The organism is Dactylosporangium sp. CA-139066, assembly GCF_050936175.1.
Taxonomy (GTDB): domain Bacteria; phylum Actinomycetota; class Actinomycetes; order Mycobacteriales; family Micromonosporaceae; genus Dactylosporangium.
Genome location: NZ_JBNJNH010000001.1, coordinates 8,750,926 through 8,767,446, shown reverse-complemented (window position 1 = coordinate 8,767,446; position 16,521 = coordinate 8,750,926). Strand labels below are relative to the sequence as shown.

Here is a 16,521-nt window from a genome sequence, read left to right as displayed (position 1 = left end):
GCCGCCCGGTGGCCCGTCGACCCGGCCATCCGGGGGCTACGGTCGGGCCGCGCAGTGACTCCGCAGCTGCCACGCCGGGCGGTCCGGCCCGGCGTGCGATGTCCTCGCGGGAGAGGAGAGCCATGTGAAGCCGGCAGAGACGGCCGACCTACTCGACCCGGTGCAGCCGGAGGACGCGACGGCGACCGCCGCGCGCGGCCGCTCGGCGGCCACGGCCCGGCGGCGCCCGCCGGCCGCGGATCCGCAGCCGCCAGACACCGAGATGGCGGGTGGTGGCGGCGGGCTGGTCCGGGTCACGGTCAACCTGACGCCGAAGGCGTATGAGGCGCTACAGCGCACGTGCGAGGCGACCCGGGACACGAAGACCGATGCCATCAACCGGGCTCTGCTCGTCTACGAGCTCGTGCAGAAGCTCGCCGACCAGGGCGGCGGCAGTATCACGATGGTCAACAACGACGGGGAGAAGGAGCGCATCCATATCCTCTGACCGGGATGTCCGTGGAATGCGCGCGACCCGCGGATTCCGGATGTAGGCAAGACATCCGGAATCCGCATCCATATGGCCGTGACGTGGCGGTCAGATGAAGTTGATCCATAGCTCGTCGTCGCCCCGGACCACTTTGAGGCTCGCGTCGCCGGGCACCGTCATCCGCTGCAGCGCGGCGTACATCAGCAGCGCCCGGTTGACGACATCGGCATGGTTGAGCGCGCCGAAGCGACTCGCCTGCTGTAGTGCCCGGGCGCCGTAGCTGTTGAGCCCGAAGCGAACCTCCTGCACGGGTGCGATGGCCGCGGTACGCGGCGCCGAGGCCTTCCTGAACGGGTTCCACATGATCCCAACCTCCCGGCTGCACACACGAAGGAACCTTCGCGTGCCGTCAGCGTATTCGTATGACTGATGACTGAGCAATAGCTGTATGTCAGCATCACGCATATACGCTATGCGGCCGGTCGGGGCGGCAATTCAGGCAGCCAGTGTCACCGTGTGTAGGGCTCGCGTCACCATTGCGGCCATCTCGTTCCGGGCTTCGCGCAGGTACTTGCGCGGGTCGACGAGCCCCGCGTTCGCGGAGATCGCGGTGCGAATCGCCCCCGTGAACGCCACGTTGAGCGCCGTCCCGATATTGATCTTCACCAGCCCGCCCCGCACGGCGGCGCGCAGCTCGTCGTCGGGCACGCCGGAGGACCCATGCAGCACCAGCGGCACCGCGACCGCCGCCCGCAGCCGGGCGATGAGCTCGTGGTCCAGCCGCGCCACCCGGCTCGTCATCGCGTGCGACGACCCCACGGCCACGGCCAGGGCGTCGACCCCGGTCGCCGCGACGTACGCCGCCGCCTCCCCCGGATCGGTCCGCACCCCGGCGGCGTGCGCCCCGTCCTTGCCCCCGACCTCGCCGAGCTCGCTCTCCACCCACAGCCCGCACGCGTGCCCGCGCCGCGCGGCCTGCGCCGTCGCCGCGACGTTGTCGTCGTACGCGAGCCGCGACGCGTCGTACATCGCCGACCCGAACCCGTTGCCGGCCGCCTGGTCGAACAGCTCGTCGCTCTCGACGTGGTCCAGGTGCAGCCCGACGGGCACCCCGGCGAGCTGCGCGACCGACCGCGCCGCCGCCGCGATCGGCCCGAGCCGCCCGTGGTGGAAGCGGACCGCGTTCTCGCTGATCTGCAGCACCACCGCGCACCCGGCCGCCTCCGCGCCGGTCACGATCGCCTCCGCGTGCTCGACGGTGATCACGTTGAACGCGCCCACCCCGACCCCGCGGCGGCGGGCTTCGGCGACGATCTCACCGGTCGGCGTCAGCATGGTCGTGCTCCTCTTCCTCGGATTGCGCTGTCAACGTCGGGCAATGCGCCGGGCCGGCGCCGCGAGGCCCGGGCGGCGGCTTCGGCGGTCGCCGCCCTCGCCGCGGACCGGCAACGGCCCGCCGCCCGGGCGGCCGATTCAGCGGCCGGCGGCGGCATCGTCGTGCTCCTCGACGCCGACGGCATCGCGCGCAAGATCGGCGGTGGGATCAAGTGCCGCGGGATCGTGCTGCTCCACCGCGATCAGCGGCCGTAGCCGGCGGTACACGGCCTCGTCGACGGCGCCGGCGACCGGGGCGGCCACCGCGGCCGCCGACAGGGCGACGGCGTCCGCGAGCAGCTCCGGCCACGGTGTGCGGTCGCGCAGGCCCCGGGCCAGGGCCGCGACGCACGCATCGCCCGCCCCGGTCGGGTTGCCGGCCAGCGCCGCCGGGGGCGCCGCCCGCCACGAGCCCGCCGGCGTCACCGCGAGCAGCCCAAGCGCGCCGCGCGACACGACGACCGCGCCCGATGTGAGCGTTTTAAGCGCATTTATCCGAACATGTCCGATCTCGGCCAGCTCGGCGGCGTTGGGCTTGATCACGTCGGGGTGGGCGGGCAGGGCCAGGCGCAGGGCGTCGCCGCTGGTGTCCAGCACCGTCGGGATGCCGCGGGCGCGAGCGAGGCGGATCAGGGTCGCGTACGACGACGGGGGCAGGCCCCGCGGCAGCGAGCCCGACAGGGCAACCACCGAGGCGTCCGCGAGCAGGGCGCCGTAACGGGACAGGAACGCCGACCACTCGGGGGCGGTGACCACCGGGCCGGGCTCCCACAGGCCGGTGGCGTCCGCGGCGTCGGCGACCGTGACCGTCCGGCGGGTCGAGGACGCGATCGGCACGAACGCCGACGGCAGGCCGGCCGCGTCGACCAGGGCCTGCACCGACGCGCCGACCGGGCCGCCGAGGAAGCCGGTGGCGAGGACGGGCGAGCCCTGGGCGTGCAGCACGCGAGCGACGTTCAGGCCCTTGCCGCCCGGGCGCTCGTGCACCGCCCGCACGCGATGGGTCGCGTGCGGGCGGAGCTCGTCGACGTCGTACGTCAGGTCGAGGGCCGGGTTCAGCGTGACGGTCAGGATCACCCGGCACCTCCGCGGGCGGGAACTAGCAGGCGTCGTACTTGTAGGAGCCGCTGCCCGGCGCCGTCACGTTGAGGTCCCGCAGGACGATGGACAGCGACGCGCCGAAGCCGTTGCAGGCCTTCGTGAATGCGCTCTTCGTGTACTCGATGACGATGACGTTGTTGCCGTACACCGCCGTGTAGTCGGGGCACTCGTTGTACCGGCCGCACTCCTCGGCGATCGCGAAGTCCAGGCCGGCGCTCTTGCCGGCGCTGCCGAGGTCGGTCGTGTTCTTCTGGGCGATCGCGAGGCCCTTGTCGTGCGCGTGCGGCGCGATCAGCTTCAGCAGCGCGACCGCGTTGGCCTTCGTGAGCCGGCCCTGCGAGCGCTCGTACGAGTCGATGTTGTCCGGCTCGACCGCCTTGAAGCCCTTGCTCGCGCAGCCGTCGATCCAGCCGTTGACGATCGCGGCCACCGCCGTGCGCTTCGCCGAGGTCGAGACGTCGATGAGGTTCTCGCCCCAGTCGCCGTCGACCACGTAGTTGCCCGCGGAGTCGCGCAGCAGCAGGTCGTCGTGGTTCGCCTGCCACCAGGCGATCTCGTCGGGCTGCGTCTGGAACACGTTGACGTAGCAGATGTTGTAGAGGCCGGCCGCCGGGCTGGCGGTCCGGTCGCGGCTGACCACCGTGACCCCCGAGGGCGGCGTGTACGCGGCGCCGATCTGGTAGTCGAACTTCGCGTTGGCCGGGGGCAGGGTGTACGTGGCGGCGTCGGCGGTGCCGGCGCGGGTGATGGTGCCGAGGCCGATGACGGCAAGCGCCGTCGCGACCGGGACGCCGATGCGGCGCAGGACGGGAATCACAGGGAGAACTCCGAGGGGTATCGGGATCTGCCCCGCCTCGGGCGCGTAGCGCCCTGGCGACCTGTGTGCCGGACTTGGGAGAGGCTCCGCTACCGGCTGGGCTCGACCGTTGCGAGGGATTCAACTGCGCGAAGAGACGGCTGTCAATAGTCGTTTGTGCGCGAAAACTCGCAACCCGCGCACGAACGCGCGACTGATACTGTCCACTCGAACAATCAAGACCGGGAGGACGCATGCGGTACGACGTGCTCGTGATCGGCGACGCCAACCCCGACCTGGTCCTGCGCGGCGACGTGCGGCCCCGCTTCGGGCAGGAGGAGCAGCTGCTCGACGCCGCCGACCTGGTCCTCGGCGGCTCCGCGGCCATCACCGCGGCCGGCTGCGCCCGCCTGGGGCTGCGCACGGCCCTGCTGGCCGCCGTCGGCCCGGACGTCTTCGGCGCCTTCACCCGCGAGCGCCTGGCCGAGCGCGGCGTCGAGCTGCTCGACAGGGCCGGTGACGGCACGCCGACGGGCCTGAGCGTCATCCTCTCCGCCCCCGGCGACCGCGCGATCCTGACGCTGCCCGGCACCATCCCGGCGCTGCGCCCCGAGGACGTGACCGGCGAGCTGCTCGGCGCCGCCCGGCACGTGCACGTGGCGTCGCTGTTCCTGCAGCCCGCCCTGCGGGCCGGACTGGCCGGCGTGTTCGCGCGGGCGAGGAGCGAGGGCCTGACCACGTCGCTGGACACCAACTGGGACCCGTCCGGGCGCTGGACGGGCCTGGAGGAGATCCTCGCCGTGACCGACGTGTTCCTGCCCAACGCCGCCGAGCTGCTCGCGGTCACCGGCGCCGCCGGCGTGGACGAGGCCGCCAAGGGGCTCGTCGCCCTCGGCACGACGGTCGTGCTCAAGGACGGCGCCCGCGGTGGCCGCGCGTGGTGGCCGGGCGGCGAGACCGCCGCGCCCGGGCTCGCCGTCGACGTGGTGGACACGACCGGCGCCGGGGACAGCTTCAACGCCGGGTTCCTGGCCGCCCGGCTCGGCGGCCGGGACGTGCCGGCCGCGGTGGCCTGGGCCGCGGCGGCCGGCTCGCTCAGCACGCGCGCGGCCGGCGGCACCGCCGCCCAGGCGAGCGCCGCGGAGGTCGAGGCGGTCATCCCTTCAGCCCGCTGAGGCTCATTGTGGCGATGAACCGCTTCTGGGCGACCAGGAACGCGATGACGAGCGGCAGCGTCGCGACCACGTTGCCGGCCATGAGCTGCGACCAGTGGGTGCGCCGCATGCCCTGGAACGTGGCCAGGCCGACCTGCAGGGTGTACCGGCGGTCGTCGCTGATGGCGACCAGCGGCCACAGCAGGTCGTTCCAGCTCGACAGCAGCGTGAACACGGCCAGGGTGGCCAGGGCCGGGCGGGCCAGCGGCAGCACGATGCTCACGAACGTGCGCCACGTGCCGGCGCCGTCGATGCGGGCCGCCTCCTCCAGCTCCGCCGGCAGCGTCAGGAAGAACTGGCGCATCAGGAAGATGCCGAAGGCCGACGCGAGCCACGGCACGAACGCCGCCGCCAGGGTGTCGACGATGCCGAGGCGGGCGAACATGAGGTACGTCGGAATCATCAGCAGCTGGATCGGGATCATGACCGTGGCCAGCACCGCCGCGAACGCCAGGCCCCGCCCGGCGAAGCGCAGCCGGGCGAAGCCGTAGCCGGCCGCCGAGCACAGCACCAGGTGCGACACGACCGACACGGCCGACACGACGACGGTGTTGCCCAGCCACAGCAGGATGTGCGACTCGTCGAAGAGCTTGCGGTACCCCTCCAGGTGCAGGCCGCTGGGCAGGAACCGCGGCGGGAACCGGTTGATCTCCTGTTCGGTCATGAACGAGGTGAGCACCATGTGCACCAGCGGCAGGACGAACAGCAGCGCCGTGGGCATGAGCAGCAGGTGCCAGGGGCTGAACGGCAGCATTCGCCGGCGCATCAGAAGGCCTCCTCGCCGCCGCGCCGGCCCCGCCAGATCGCGAACGCGGTGAGGACCAGCGTCACCGCGAACAGCACGTAGGCCACGGCCGCGCCGTAGCCGAGCCGCCGCGTCTGGAAGGCCAGCTCGTACACGTAGTAGACGACGGTCTGCGTGCTGTTCATCGGGCCGCCGCGGGTCGTGGTGTAGATGAGGTCGAACAGCTGCAGCGCGGTGATGCTCTGCCACACCGTGGCGAACAGCGTCACCGGGCGCAGGTGCGGCCACGTGACGCTGCGCAGGATGCGCCACCGCCCGGCCCCGTCGACGGTGGCCGCCTCGATGAGCTCCTTCGGCACGTCCTGCAGCGCGGCGAGGTACACCACCGAGGTGAACCCCACCTCGCCCCACAGCGCGATGAGCACCACGACCAGCAGCGCCTGCCGCGGGTTCTCCAGGAACTGCTGCGCGGGCAGCCCGAGCCGGCGCAGCGCGTCGTTCGCCGCGCCGAACTGCGGGTTGAACACGTAGCCGGCGAGGATGCCGGTGGCCGCCGCCGAGGCGACGTACGGCACGAAGATGCACGTGCGGTAGAAGCCCAGGAGCCGGATCCGCTGGTTCAGCGCGATCGCGATGAGCAGGCCCAGCGCGATCGAGCCGGGCACGAACAGCACCGTGAGCAGCAGCGTGTGCTGCGCGGCGGCGGCCAGGTCCGGGTCGTCGGCCAGCCGCCGGTAGTTGTCCCAGCCGATGTCCCTCGGCTCGGCGATGCCGTTCCACTTCGTGCGCGAGATGAAGAACGCCCATACGGCCGGGAAGAGCGACAGCCCGACCACGACCAGCGTCGCCGGCCCGGCGAAGGCCCACCCGGTGAGCGTGCGCCGCAGCCCGCGCCCGCGCGGCCGGCGGGCCGGCGGCGTCGCGGTGCGGGCCGGCGCCGCGAACGTGAGCGTCACTCCAGCGCCCCGGCCGACTTCTTGGCCGCCTCGTCCAGCGCCTCCTTCGGCTTGGCCGCCCCCTGCATCACCTTGGAGATGGCGTCGCCGACATTGCGCGACATCTCCTCGTAGCCGGCGAGGGTGGGGCGCGCCTGCTTGGCGTTGGCGAGGTTCTCGAAGAACTTCTGGCCGCCGGGGTACTCCTTGACGTACTCGGCGAACTCGGGCGTGCCCTGCTCGCTGGAGCGCAGCGGGAGGTTACCGATCGCGAGGTTCCACTTGGCGTCGATCTCCTTGCTGGTCAGCCACTTGATGAAGTCGCGCGAGGCGCCGGCGCGGTTGGCGTCGCCGTGGTCGAACAGCACCCACAGGTCGGGCCCGGAGACCGTCTGGTGGTCGCCGTTGTACCCGGGCAGCTGCGCGACGCCGTAGTCGAGCCCGGCCTCCTTGATCTCCAGCAGGGCCCACGGGCCGGACATCATCATGCCCACGTGGCCGTCGTTGAACAGCGGGGCGTACTTCTCGTCGGTCTGGTCGAGGTACAGCGACTTGTCGTCGACCGCCATGGCCCGCAGCAGCTCGAGGGCGGCGACCCCGGCGTCGGAGTTGAACGCCGGTTTTTTGCCGTCCAGGATCTTCCCGCCGCGCTGCCACAGCATCGGCCACAGGTGCCAGGTGGTGTCCTCGCTGCCGGAGACCGAGTACGCGGAGCCGTACACGTTCCGGCCCGGGTTCGTCAGCTTCTTGGCCGCGGCCCGGAAGTCGTCCCACGACCACTGGTCCGTCGGGTACGCCAGGCCCGCGTCGTCGAAGAGCTTCTTGTTGTAGATGAGGGCGAGGTTGTCGACCAGCGCCGGAACGCCGATGACCTTGCCCTCGTACGTCGCCGTGTCGCGGGCCGCCGCCGGGATCTCGTTCCACCCGAACGACGGGTCGGCGACCCACTTGGCCAGGTCCTGGGTCTTGCCGCTGGTGGCCAGCTCGCCGGCCCAGCTGCCGTACGCGTACGACACGTCGGGGTAGCTGCCGCCGGTGAACCCGGCGGAGAGCTTGGTGAGCAGGTCGTCGGTGGTCGACGCGCCGGTCGAGGTCTTGATGGTGACGTTGGGGTGGGCCTTGGTGTACTGCGCGGCGAGGTCCTCCGCGGTCTTCTCGGCCTCGGTGGTCTGCCCGGTCCACCAGGTGATGGTGACCGGGGCGGCCGGGTCGTAGCCCTCGGCCGCGTCCTTGCCGGCGGGGGTCTTCGAACCGCCGCCGCCGCACGCGCCGAGCAGCAGGGCGGCAGTCGTCAGGGTCGCGAGCAACCGGATCTTCATCTTCGCTGCACCTCTTCACTGGGGGATGTGGAGGGGCTCCGGGGATCTGCGGGGTTGTTACGCGACCGGGTCGGCGAGGATGACCGAGCGCGTGAGGAGGCGGGGGTTGTCGGGGTCGAGGCCGCGGTGGGCGGCCAGGGCGACGGCGAAGCGCTGGGCCAGGACCAGCTGCGCCAGGGGGTCGAGGGTGTCGCGGTAGGGGAGGGCGCCGGCGGCGCGGGCGGCGTCGTCGAGCGCCTCGGGGACCGCGCCGAAGGACCAGACGAGGCTGCGCGGGCCGGCGACGGCGACCGGGCCGTGCCGGTAGTCCATGGCGGGGTACGACTCGGACCACGCCTGCGCGGCCTCGCGGGCCTTGAGCGCGGCCTCGTGGGCGAGGCCGACGGTCCAGCCGGTGCCGAGGAACACGAGGTGGTCCACGGCGGCCGGGTCGGCCGGCAGCGCCGCGGCGAGGGCCGCGTCGCCGTCGGCGGCCAGCCCCGCGAGGTCCTCGCCGAACGCGGCCCGGGCCATGGCCAGGACGGTGGTCGGGAAGCGGGTCTGCACGACGCTGCGCTCGTCGGCGAAGTCGAGCAGGAGCCGGGTGTCGACGAGGTCCTCGACGGCCTCGCCGGGGGTGGCGGTGACCGCGACGCGGGCCGGCCCGGCGGGCAGGCGGCGCAGCGCTTCGAGGACCTCGGTCGACGTGCCCGAGCGGGTGATCGCCACGACGCGGTCGTAGCGGCGGCGCGGCACGAACTCGGAGGCGCAGGCGGCGTCGGTCTCGCCGAAGCCGGCGGCCTCCCGCAGCTCGGCCAGGCTCTGGGCCACGAACCACGAGGTGCCGCAGCCCAGCAGCAGCGTGCGTTGCCCGGGGGCGGCGAGGGCGGCGCGGGCCTCGGCGGCCAGCGCGATCCCGCGTTGCCACACGGCCGGCTGGCTGGCGATCTCGTGCGCGGTGTCGTTCATGCACGAACGTTATGCGCGTTTGCTTTCAGTACACAAGGATCACTGCGCAAGTGAACATTCTCGACTGCGCGTTTGCCTAGATCTTCACCGGCCCGCGCAGTGCGTCCGGCAGCAGGTCGCCGTGCGCGGCGGTCAGCTCGTCGCACAGCGCCCAGATCTGCTCGACGGTGAGCGTGGCCGCCGTGTTCGGGTCGACCATCGCCGCCTGGCGGACCAGCCGCGGGTCGCCGTCGAGCGCGGCCCGCACGGTCAGCTCGCCGGCGCTGACGAACCCGCGGTTGACCGCCGCGCACTGCGGCGGCAGCGCGCCGACCCGCTCGGGGCGCACGCCGAGCCGGTCGACCACGCACGGCACCTCGACCGCGAAGCCCTCGGGCAGGTTGCTGACCAGGCCGCGGTTGGCCACGTTGGCGTGGATGCGGCGCATGACGCCGGTCTCCATGCTGTGGATGACCTGCGGCGCGTACTCGGTCGCCTCCCGGTGCAGGTCCAGCGGCTCGCCGGCGAGGACCGCGGCGCGGGTGGCGGCGTAGTCGGCGAGGTTGGCCTCGCTGATGCGCACGTACTCGCCGACCGGGATGCGCAGCCGCTCGACCTCGCTGTCGTGGTGGAGGTACCACGGCACGTACTCGGCGGAGTGCTCGCTGGTCTCGGTCGGGAAGAAGCCCAGCCGGCGGTACATGTCCATGCGCACGCGCCGGCGCAGCTCAGGGTCGGCCGCGATGCGCTCGTCCAGGCGCGGGTAGAGGCTCTCGCCGCCGTGCTCCCAGCGCAGCAGCCACGACTGGTGGTTGACGCCGGCGGCGCTGTAGTCGACCTCGGCGAGGGGCACGCCGACGAGCTTGCACAGGTCGTGCACGGTCCAGAAGACGGAGTGGCACAGCCCGACGGCGTTGAGGCCGGGCGCGATCGCCGCCAGGTAGGCCACGTTCATCGCCATCGGGTTGGTGTAGTTGAGCAGCCACGCGTCCGGGCACACCGCGCGCATGTCGGCCGCGATGCCGTCCAGCACCGGGAAGGTGCGCAGGGCCCGGAAGATGCCGCCGACGCCGACGGTGTCGCCGATCGTCTGGCGCAGCCCGTACTTCGCCGGGACCGCGAAGTCGCGCACGGTCGCCGCGTGCATGCCGACCTGGATGGCGTTGATGACGTAGCCGGCGCCCTCCAGGGCGGCCCGCCGCTCGAGGCTGGTGGTGATCTTCGGTGCCGCGCCGAGCTGCTCGGCCGTGCGGCGGGCGATCGCCTCGGCGGTCTCCAGCCGCTCCGGGTCGATGTCGTGCAGCGCGAGCGTGACGTCGCGCAGCTCGTCGAAGGACAGCAGGTCGGCGAGCAGCTCGCGGGTGAACACGACGCTTCCGGCGCCGAGGAACGTGATCACAGTCATGCCACGGATTGTCGGCAGGCGGCGCAGAAGCGCACAAGGTTCTTTGACCTTTCGCGCGGAAACGAACTATCATCACTGCGCGTTTGATCATTGACCCCACATTGGCGACGGGACCTGCATGGCTGAGAGCACCTTGCGCCGGGCCGACCGGATGTCGGCGATCCTCGAGCGGGTGTCGCGGACCGGGTCCGTCGACGCCGGGGTCCTGGCCGAGGAGTTCGACGTGTCGGCCGCCACGATCCGCCGCGACCTGCAGGCGCTCGAGGAGCAGCGGCTGCTCTCGCGCACCCACGGCGGGGCCGTCGCGGTCGACGTCGCCTACGAGCTGCCCGTGCGGTACCGCGCCGGCCAGCACCGCGAGGAGAAGGTCCTCGTCGCCAAGCGCGCCGCGGCGCTGCTCCCGCGGGGCCCGCTCACGCTCGGCCTCACCGGCGGCACGACGACGCTGATCCTCGCGCGCCTGCTCGCCGAGCGGGTCGACCTCACCGTGGTGACCAACGCGCTCAACATCGCCGGCGAGCTCGCCCTGCGCCCCCGCATGAAGCTCATCATGACCGGCGGCGTGTCGCGCACCCAGTCGTACGAGCTCGTCGGCCCGATCGCCGACCAGGCCCTCGCCGGGCTCAACATGGAGGTCGCCGTCGTCGGCGTCGACGGCATCAGCGCCCGCGGCGGCCTCACCACCCACGACGACATCGAGGCACACACCAACGCGGCGATGATCCGCCGGGCCGACCGGGTGATGGTCGTCGCCGACGGCTCGAAGGTCGGCCGCAGCTGCCTGGCCGGCATCTGCGCCATCACCGACGTGGCCGTGCTCGTCACCGACGCCACCGCCGACCCGGCCGCCGTCGAGGCGATCCGCGCCGCCGGCACCGAGGTCGTGGTGGCGTCATGAGCGGTACGGAGCGCAGCGGAGTGGCCGCTCATCATGGACGTCTCAAGTCATGCGGGCGCCGGAGCGCAGCGGAGGTGTCCGCATGACCGCTCCCGTGCGCCTGCTCGTCGTCGGGGCCGGCGACCGCGGCACCCGCTACGCCCGCTTCGCCCAGCAGTCCGGTCGCGCGCGGGTGGTGGCCGTCGCCGAGGCCGATCCGGCCCGCCGGGCGTCGTTCGCCGAGGAGTTCGGCATCGCGCCCGCCCTGGTCTTCGACGACTGGGCGCGGCTGGAGGGGGCCGGCGAGCGCGTCGCCGACGCCGCGATCGTCGCCACGCAGGACTCGCTGCACGCCGGCCCCGCCGTGCTGCTGGCCGGCCGGGGGTACCACCTGCTGCTCGAGAAGCCGATGGCGCCGGACGAGCCGTCGGCGACCCGCATCGCGGACGCGGTACTGCGGGCCGGGGTCATCGCGGCGGTGTGCCACGTCCTGCGGTACACCCCCTACACCACGCTGCTCAAGCGGCTCCTCGACGAGGGCCGGATCGGCCGGCTGGTGAGCGTGCAGCACCTGGAGCCGGTCGGCTGGTGGCACCAGGCGCACTCGTTCGTGCGGGGCAACTGGCGCCGCGCGGCGGACTCCTCGCCGATGCTGCTCGCGAAGTCCTGCCACGACGTGGACTGGCTGCTGTACCTGGCCGGCCGCCCGGTGCGCCGGGTCAGCTCGTTCGGCGGCCTGGCGCACTTCCGGGCCGAGGAGCGCCCGCCCGGCGCCGCGAGCCGGTGCCTGGACTGCTCGCTCGAGCCCGGCTGCGCCTATTCGGCCCCGCGGTTGTACCTCGGGGAGATCGCCGGCCGCGCGCCCACCGACCCGGCGCCGTGGCCGGTGTCGGTGCTCACCCGGCACGCCGATCCCGCCGCGGTGGTCGAGGCGCTGCGCACCGGCCCCTACGGCCGCTGCGTCTACGACTGCGACAACGACGTCGTCGACCACCAGGTGGTGTCGATGGAGCTGGCCGACGGCGCGACGATCTCGTTCACCATGACGGCGTTCACCCCGGCGGAGCAGCGCAAGACGCGCCTGTTCGGCACGCACGGCTACATCGACGGCGACGGCGCCCGGGTGCGCCTGGTCGACTTCCGCACCGGCGAGGACACGACCACCGACGTGGCCGCGTCCCCGTCGGCGGATCACTCCGACGGGGACGCGGCCCTGGTCGACGCCTTCGTCTCGGCGGTGGCGACCGGCGATCCGGCGTGGCTGCGCTCGGACGTCACGACCAGCCTGGACGGTCACCGGGTGGTGTGGGCGGCGGAGGAGGCCCGCCGCACCGGCACCGTCGTGTCGCTGCCGTAGCGGCGGACCCGGCACCGTCGTGCCGCGGCCCTAGCGGCGGGCCCGCCACCGTCGTGCCGCGGCCCTAGCAGCGGGCCCGCCACCGTCGTGCCGCGGCCCTAGCAGCGGGCCCGCCACCGTCGTGCCGCGGTCCTAGCAGCGGACCCGGCGCAGCGCGTCGAGGAACGCCGCCGGCTGGCTGAACGCGCAGAAGTGGCTGGCGTCCTCGATGAGGACGAGCTCCTTCGCCGGCGCCCGCACCTCGCCGAAGAACTCGACGGCCGGCCCGGTCAGCGTCACGACGTCGGCGGCCCCCTGGAACAGGTAGAACGGGACCTCGTAGGTCAGCCCGAGGGCCCGCGCGTCGAACTGCATGAACTGCTCGAACATCGTGTCGCGGGTCTTGTTGAACCCCTTGAGCCAGGCGCTGACATCGCCGAGCGAGTAGTCGGGCTTGGTCAGCAGCAGCGAGAACAGCCGCTTGAGCGCGGTGTTGCCGGTCGTCGGGTCGGTGCTCATCGACCACTGCATGCGGGTGCCCCAGGCCTTGACGTCCCAGGTGCGCGGGTCGGCGTCGAGGGCCTCGAGCGCGGCGACGCCCTTGCGGTTGCCGGCCGCCCGCAGCCGCTCGATGGTGTCGAGCCGGCCGCGGCGCTCGTTCTCGGCCATGTTCACGTAGAAGTCGGTGCCGACGTAGGCGCAGAACAGGTCGGGCCGGCGCCGCACCATGGGCAGCCCGACCATCGTGCCCATCGAGCCGGCCATCAGCAGGATCCGGTCCTGGCCGAAGTGGGCGCGCAGGTGCTCGGCGACCTCGATGCCGTCCTCGGCCATCCGCTCGAACGTCATCTCCTCCGGGCGGAACCCGTTGCGCCGCAACGTCCGCCCGGCCCCGCGCCGGTCCCAGTGCACGACGGTGAAGTGCCGCTCCCACTCCCGCAGGACGGGGGTGAACACCGAGTAGGGCGAGCCGGGGCCGCCGTGCACCACCAGTAGTACCGGGTTGTCGCGGTCCTCACCGCGGATCTGCAGCCACTGCTCGACGCCGCCGATGGTGACGTAGCGCCCCTCGACGACGCCGTTGGGCGAGTCGATGCGGGCCTCGGCGGCCCGGCGGCGCTGCCGCGCGGCCCGGTAGGCCGGCGGCGCACCCCCCACGGCGGCGACGGCGGCGGCGGTGACGGCGGTAGCGATGAGCGCGGACATGTGGGCCTCCCCGGCAACTGCTTCGGTGGTCGGCCCGTCCGGCCCGACGCAGCTCACGGTACACAAGTCTGAGACATTTGTACAAGACGGAATTTCAAGACTTGCGTCTTAGACGGACGGATGTCTCAGACGCTAGGATCGGGCCATGGGTAACCGGGAGAAGCTCCTCGACGGCGCGCTGCAGTGCCTGCTGGAGAAGGGCTACGCGGCCACGACCGCGCGCGACATCGCCGCCGCGGCCGGCGTGAGCCTGGCCGCGATCAACTACCACTTCAGGACGACGGACGCGCTGCTCGACGAGGCGCTGCGCCGGGCGCTGGACGAGTGGGGCGCCGAGCTGGAGCGGGCGCTGACCGGCGGCCCGGACGTGGCGGACCCGCAGGAGCGCTTCGTCGCGATCTGGGACCGGGTCATCGCGTCGGTCGCCGCCAACCGCTCGCTGTGGACGACACAGTTCGAGCTCGTCACGGTCCTCGGCCGGCAGGCGAGTCCCCAGTCCCCGTGGGCGGCCGCCCAGGGGGAGGCCGAGGCCGCGCTGGCCACGCTGTTCCACGGGATCGACCCGGCGGCCGAGCCGAAGGTGGCCCGGACGGTCGGCGGCCTCTACCAGGCCCTGCTGGCCGGCGTCGTGGTCCAGCATCTGGTGGCCCCCGAGCGCGCCATGAGCGGCCGCGACCTCGCGTTCGCGCTGCACACGCTGAGCCGCCGCATGTGGGGCGAACAAGTCGCTCGCCAGGTGTAAGTCGCCTCGCCAGTGGTAGCCAACCGGGTATGACGTCCAAGGACCGGCAGATCGCCGCGAGCAGGCGCCCGTTCGGTGACGGGGCGCTGACCACCGACCAGGGGATCCCGGTCGACGACACCGACAACTCGCTGCGGGCGGGCGCACGCGGGCCGACCTTGCTCGAGGACTTCCACCTGCGCGAGAAGCTCATGCGCTTCGACCACGAGCGGATCCCGGAGCGGGTCGTGCACGCGCGGGGGGCCGGGGCGCACGGGTACTTCCAGGTGTACGAACCCCTGGACGACTACACGACCGCGGACTTCCTCACCGATCCGGACGCGCGCACGCCCGTGTTCGTGCGGTTCTCGACCGTGCAGGGGTCCCGCGGGTCGACCGACACGCCCCGGGACGTGCGCGGCTTCGCCGTGAAGTTCTACACGCGGCAGGGCAACTTCGACCTCGTCGGCAACAACATGCCGGTCTTCTTCATCCAGGACGGGATCAAGTTCCCGGACCTCGTGCACGCGCTCAAGCCCGAGCCGCACCACGAGATGCCGCAGGCCGCCTCCGCGCACGACGCGTTCTGGGACTTCGTCACGCTGCAGCCCGAGACCATGCACCACCTCATCTGGCTCATGTCCGACCGGGCGCTGCCGCGCAGCTACCGGATGATGCAGGGCTTCGGGGTGCACACGTTCCGGCTCGTCGACAGGCGCGGGCACGGCACGTTCGTGAAGTTCCACTGGACGCCCGCGCTCGGCACGCACTCGCTGGTGTTCGACGAGGCGCAGCTGATCTCCGGGCGCGACCCGGACTTCAACCGCCGCGACCTGTGGGAGGCGATCGAGGCCGGCGAAAACCCCTCCTGGGAGCTCGGCCTGCAGCTCATCCCGCAGGAGCGCGTCTTCGACCTCGAGGACGTCGACATCCTCGACCCGACGAAGCTCATCCCCGAGGAGGTCGTCCCCATCACCCCGGTCGGGCGGCTCACGCTGGACCGCAACCCCGACAACTTCTTCGCCGAGACGGAGCAGGTCGCCTTCTGCGTCGGCAACACCGTTCCCGGGATCGACTTCACCGACGACCCGCTGCTGCAGGCGCGCCTGTTCTCGTACCTCGACACCCAGCTCACCCGCCTCGGCGGCCCCAACTTCGCGCAGCTGCCGATCAACCGGCCGCTCACCCCGGTGCGCAACCACCAGCAGGACGGCCTGCACCAGGACGTCGTGCCGACCGGCCGGGCCAACTACTCGCCGAACTCGACGGCGGCCCTGCACCCGGGCGGCGGCTTCGTGACGTACCCGGAGCGCGTCGAGGGCCCGAAGGAGCGCAAGCGCAGCGAGACCTTCGCCGAGCACTACTGGCAGGCGACCCTGTTCTGGAACAGCATGGCGCCCTGGGAGCAGGAGCACATCATCGCCGCGTACCGCTTCGAGCTCGGCAAGGTCACCCAGATGGCGATCCGGGTCCGCGCCGTCGAGCACCTCAACCGCATCGACCACGACCTCGCCGTGTCCGTCGCGCGCGGCATCGGCGTCGAGGAGCCGGTCAAGTCGGCGGACAACCACGGCCGCCGCTCCGAGGCGCTGTCGCAGGCGCCGCGCGACGGCGCCGGGTCGCCGCGCACCCGCCGGGTCGCGGTGCTCCTCGCCGACGGGGCCGACGCCCGCGTGGTGGCGCTGCTGCGCGACGAGTGCACCGCGGCGGGCGCGACCGTGGACCTGCTCGCCGTCGTGGACGGGACCGTGACGACCTCGGACGGGGTACCGATGGAGGTCGACCGCGCCATGAGCACCACCGCGTCGGTCCTCTACGACGCCGTCGTCGTCCCGAGCGCCCGGGCCGACCTGTCCGCCGACGGGGTCGCCGTCCACTTCGCCGCCGAGGCGTACAAGCACGGCAAGCCGGTCGGCGCGTTCGGCACCGGCCTCGGCGTGCTGCAGCGCGCCCAGATCCCGCTCACGACCGCGGACGCCGATCCGGCGCTCATCGTCGAGGACGAGTTCACGCCCGGCTTCCCGCGCACGCTGCTGACGGCCCTGGCCGCCCACCGCAACTTCGACCGGGACGTGGCCGGCATCCCCGCCTAGGTC

At 72.6% G+C, this 16,521-nt stretch carries 16 protein-coding genes; 6 read left to right on the top strand and 10 right to left on the bottom strand.

The window, feature by feature from the left end; translation table 11 throughout:
* Positions 1-124 precede the first annotated feature (124 nt).
* Positions 125-487, top strand: a complete 363-nt coding sequence (locus tag ACQEVU_RS40135) for a hypothetical protein (RefSeq protein ID WP_433333171.1) — start codon at positions 125-127, stop codon at positions 485-487.
* 90 nt (positions 488-577) lie between these two features.
* Here ACQEVU_RS40135 and ACQEVU_RS40130 read toward each other — a convergent pair whose 3' ends face one another.
* From ACQEVU_RS40130 to ACQEVU_RS40115, 4 genes are all read right to left on the bottom strand, one after another.
* Complete coding sequence (locus tag ACQEVU_RS40130) at positions 578-832, bottom strand: hypothetical protein (RefSeq protein ID WP_433333169.1); 255 nt, start codon at positions 830-832, stop codon at positions 578-580.
* Positions 833-964: 132 nt separating this feature from the next.
* Positions 965-1,804 carry a class II fructose-bisphosphate aldolase gene (locus ACQEVU_RS40125; RefSeq protein WP_433333167.1) on the bottom strand — a complete coding sequence of 280 codons (840 nt, stop codon included), beginning with the start codon at positions 1,802-1,804 and terminating at the stop codon, positions 965-967.
* Between the two features lie 138 nt (positions 1,805-1,942).
* On the bottom strand, positions 1,943-2,920 hold the full coding sequence (locus tag ACQEVU_RS40120; RefSeq protein ID WP_433333165.1) for a 1-phosphofructokinase family hexose kinase: 978 nt from the start codon (positions 2,918-2,920) through the stop codon (positions 1,943-1,945).
* A gap of 22 nt (positions 2,921-2,942) precedes the next feature.
* Positions 2,943-3,761: an endo alpha-1,4 polygalactosaminidase gene (locus ACQEVU_RS40115; RefSeq protein ID WP_433333163.1), complete on the bottom strand. Its 819-nt coding sequence runs from the start codon at positions 3,759-3,761 to the stop codon at positions 2,943-2,945.
* A 233-nt stretch (positions 3,762-3,994) separates the two neighbouring features.
* Here ACQEVU_RS40115 and ACQEVU_RS40110 point away from each other — a divergent pair, with 233 nt between their 5' ends.
* Positions 3,995-4,915: a carbohydrate kinase family protein gene (locus ACQEVU_RS40110; protein WP_433333161.1), complete on the top strand. Its 921-nt coding sequence runs from the start codon at positions 3,995-3,997 to the stop codon at positions 4,913-4,915.
* Here the strand turns inward: ACQEVU_RS40110 and ACQEVU_RS40105 are convergent.
* The 5 genes from ACQEVU_RS40105 to ACQEVU_RS40085 form a co-directional block, all read right to left on the bottom strand.
* Entirely contained in the window at positions 4,896-5,720 is an 825-nt protein-coding gene (locus tag ACQEVU_RS40105) for a carbohydrate ABC transporter permease (protein WP_433333159.1), read from the bottom strand. The two genes, ACQEVU_RS40110 and ACQEVU_RS40105, sit on opposite strands and share 20 nt — an antisense overlap.
* A complete protein-coding gene (locus tag ACQEVU_RS40100; RefSeq protein WP_433333157.1) occupies positions 5,720-6,655 on the bottom strand; it encodes a carbohydrate ABC transporter permease in 936 nt (311 codons plus the stop codon). The genes ACQEVU_RS40105 and ACQEVU_RS40100 overlap by 1 nt, the downstream gene beginning before the upstream one ends.
* Positions 6,652-7,953, bottom strand: a complete 1,302-nt coding sequence (locus ACQEVU_RS40095) for an ABC transporter substrate-binding protein (protein WP_433333155.1) — start codon at positions 7,951-7,953, stop codon at positions 6,652-6,654. Before ACQEVU_RS40095 ends, ACQEVU_RS40100 begins: the two co-directional genes overlap by 4 nt.
* A gap of 57 nt (positions 7,954-8,010) precedes the next feature.
* Complete coding sequence (locus ACQEVU_RS40090; RefSeq protein ID WP_433333153.1) at positions 8,011-8,901, bottom strand: SIS domain-containing protein; 891 nt, start codon at positions 8,899-8,901, stop codon at positions 8,011-8,013.
* Between the two features lie 76 nt (positions 8,902-8,977).
* Complete coding sequence (locus ACQEVU_RS40085) at positions 8,978-10,285, bottom strand: alpha-glucosidase/alpha-galactosidase (protein ID WP_433333151.1); 1,308 nt, start codon at positions 10,283-10,285, stop codon at positions 8,978-8,980.
* A gap of 118 nt (positions 10,286-10,403) precedes the next feature.
* Here ACQEVU_RS40085 and ACQEVU_RS40080 point away from each other — a divergent pair, with 118 nt between their 5' ends.
* Together ACQEVU_RS40080 and ACQEVU_RS40075 are read left to right on the top strand one after the other, a co-directional pair.
* The gene (locus ACQEVU_RS40080) at positions 10,404-11,183 is read left to right on the top strand and encodes a DeoR/GlpR family DNA-binding transcription regulator (protein ID WP_433333149.1); all 780 of its coding nucleotides are present in this window, start codon (positions 10,404-10,406) and stop codon (positions 11,181-11,183) included.
* Between the two features lie 82 nt (positions 11,184-11,265).
* A complete protein-coding gene (locus ACQEVU_RS40075; protein ID WP_433333147.1) occupies positions 11,266-12,519 on the top strand; it encodes a Gfo/Idh/MocA family protein in 1,254 nt (417 codons plus the stop codon).
* Between the two features lie 132 nt (positions 12,520-12,651).
* On the opposite strand, the gene ACQEVU_RS40070 is transcribed toward ACQEVU_RS40075, so the two are convergent.
* A complete protein-coding gene (locus tag ACQEVU_RS40070) occupies positions 12,652-13,704 on the bottom strand; it encodes an alpha/beta fold hydrolase (protein WP_433333145.1) in 1,053 nt (350 codons plus the stop codon).
* 145 nt (positions 13,705-13,849) lie between these two features.
* On the opposite strand from ACQEVU_RS40070, the gene ACQEVU_RS40065 reads away from it, so the two are divergent.
* Positions 13,850-14,446, top strand: coding sequence for a TetR/AcrR family transcriptional regulator (locus tag ACQEVU_RS40065; protein ID WP_433333143.1), 597 nt, complete (start codon positions 13,850-13,852; stop codon positions 14,444-14,446).
* A 29-nt stretch (positions 14,447-14,475) separates the two neighbouring features.
* A complete protein-coding gene (locus ACQEVU_RS40060; protein ID WP_433333141.1) occupies positions 14,476-16,518 on the top strand; it encodes a catalase in 2,043 nt (680 codons plus the stop codon).
* The last annotated feature ends 3 nt before the right edge of the window (positions 16,519-16,521 follow it).

Excerpts from the sequence above, each read along its gene's own strand:
- ACQEVU_RS40130 (WP_433333169.1), bottom strand. The coding sequence starts at position 832 with ATGTGGAACCCGTTCAGGAAGGCCTCGGCGCCGCGTACCGCGGCCATC.
- ACQEVU_RS40125 (WP_433333167.1), bottom strand. The coding sequence starts at position 1,804 with ATGCTGACGCCGACCGGTGAGATCGTCGCCGAAGCCCGCCGCCGCGGG.
- ACQEVU_RS40110 (WP_433333161.1), top strand. The coding sequence starts at position 3,995 with ATGCGGTACGACGTGCTCGTGATCGGCGACGCCAACCCCGACCTGGTC.
- ACQEVU_RS40105 (WP_433333159.1), bottom strand. The coding sequence starts at position 5,720 with ATGCGCCGGCGAATGCTGCCGTTCAGCCCCTGGCACCTGCTGCTCATG.
- ACQEVU_RS40095 (WP_433333155.1), bottom strand. The coding sequence starts at position 7,953 with ATGAAGATCCGGTTGCTCGCGACCCTGACGACTGCCGCCCTGCTGCTC.
- ACQEVU_RS40090 (WP_433333153.1), bottom strand. The coding sequence starts at position 8,901 with ATGAACGACACCGCGCACGAGATCGCCAGCCAGCCGGCCGTGTGGCAA.
- ACQEVU_RS40085 (WP_433333151.1), bottom strand. The coding sequence starts at position 10,285 with ATGACTGTGATCACGTTCCTCGGCGCCGGAAGCGTCGTGTTCACCCGC.
- ACQEVU_RS40080 (WP_433333149.1), top strand. The coding sequence starts at position 10,404 with ATGGCTGAGAGCACCTTGCGCCGGGCCGACCGGATGTCGGCGATCCTC.
- ACQEVU_RS40075 (WP_433333147.1), top strand. The coding sequence starts at position 11,266 with ATGACCGCTCCCGTGCGCCTGCTCGTCGTCGGGGCCGGCGACCGCGGC.
- ACQEVU_RS40070 (WP_433333145.1), bottom strand. The coding sequence starts at position 13,704 with ATGTCCGCGCTCATCGCTACCGCCGTCACCGCCGCCGCCGTCGCCGCC.
- ACQEVU_RS40065 (WP_433333143.1), top strand. The coding sequence starts at position 13,850 with ATGGGTAACCGGGAGAAGCTCCTCGACGGCGCGCTGCAGTGCCTGCTG.
- ACQEVU_RS40060 (WP_433333141.1), top strand. The coding sequence starts at position 14,476 with ATGACGTCCAAGGACCGGCAGATCGCCGCGAGCAGGCGCCCGTTCGGT.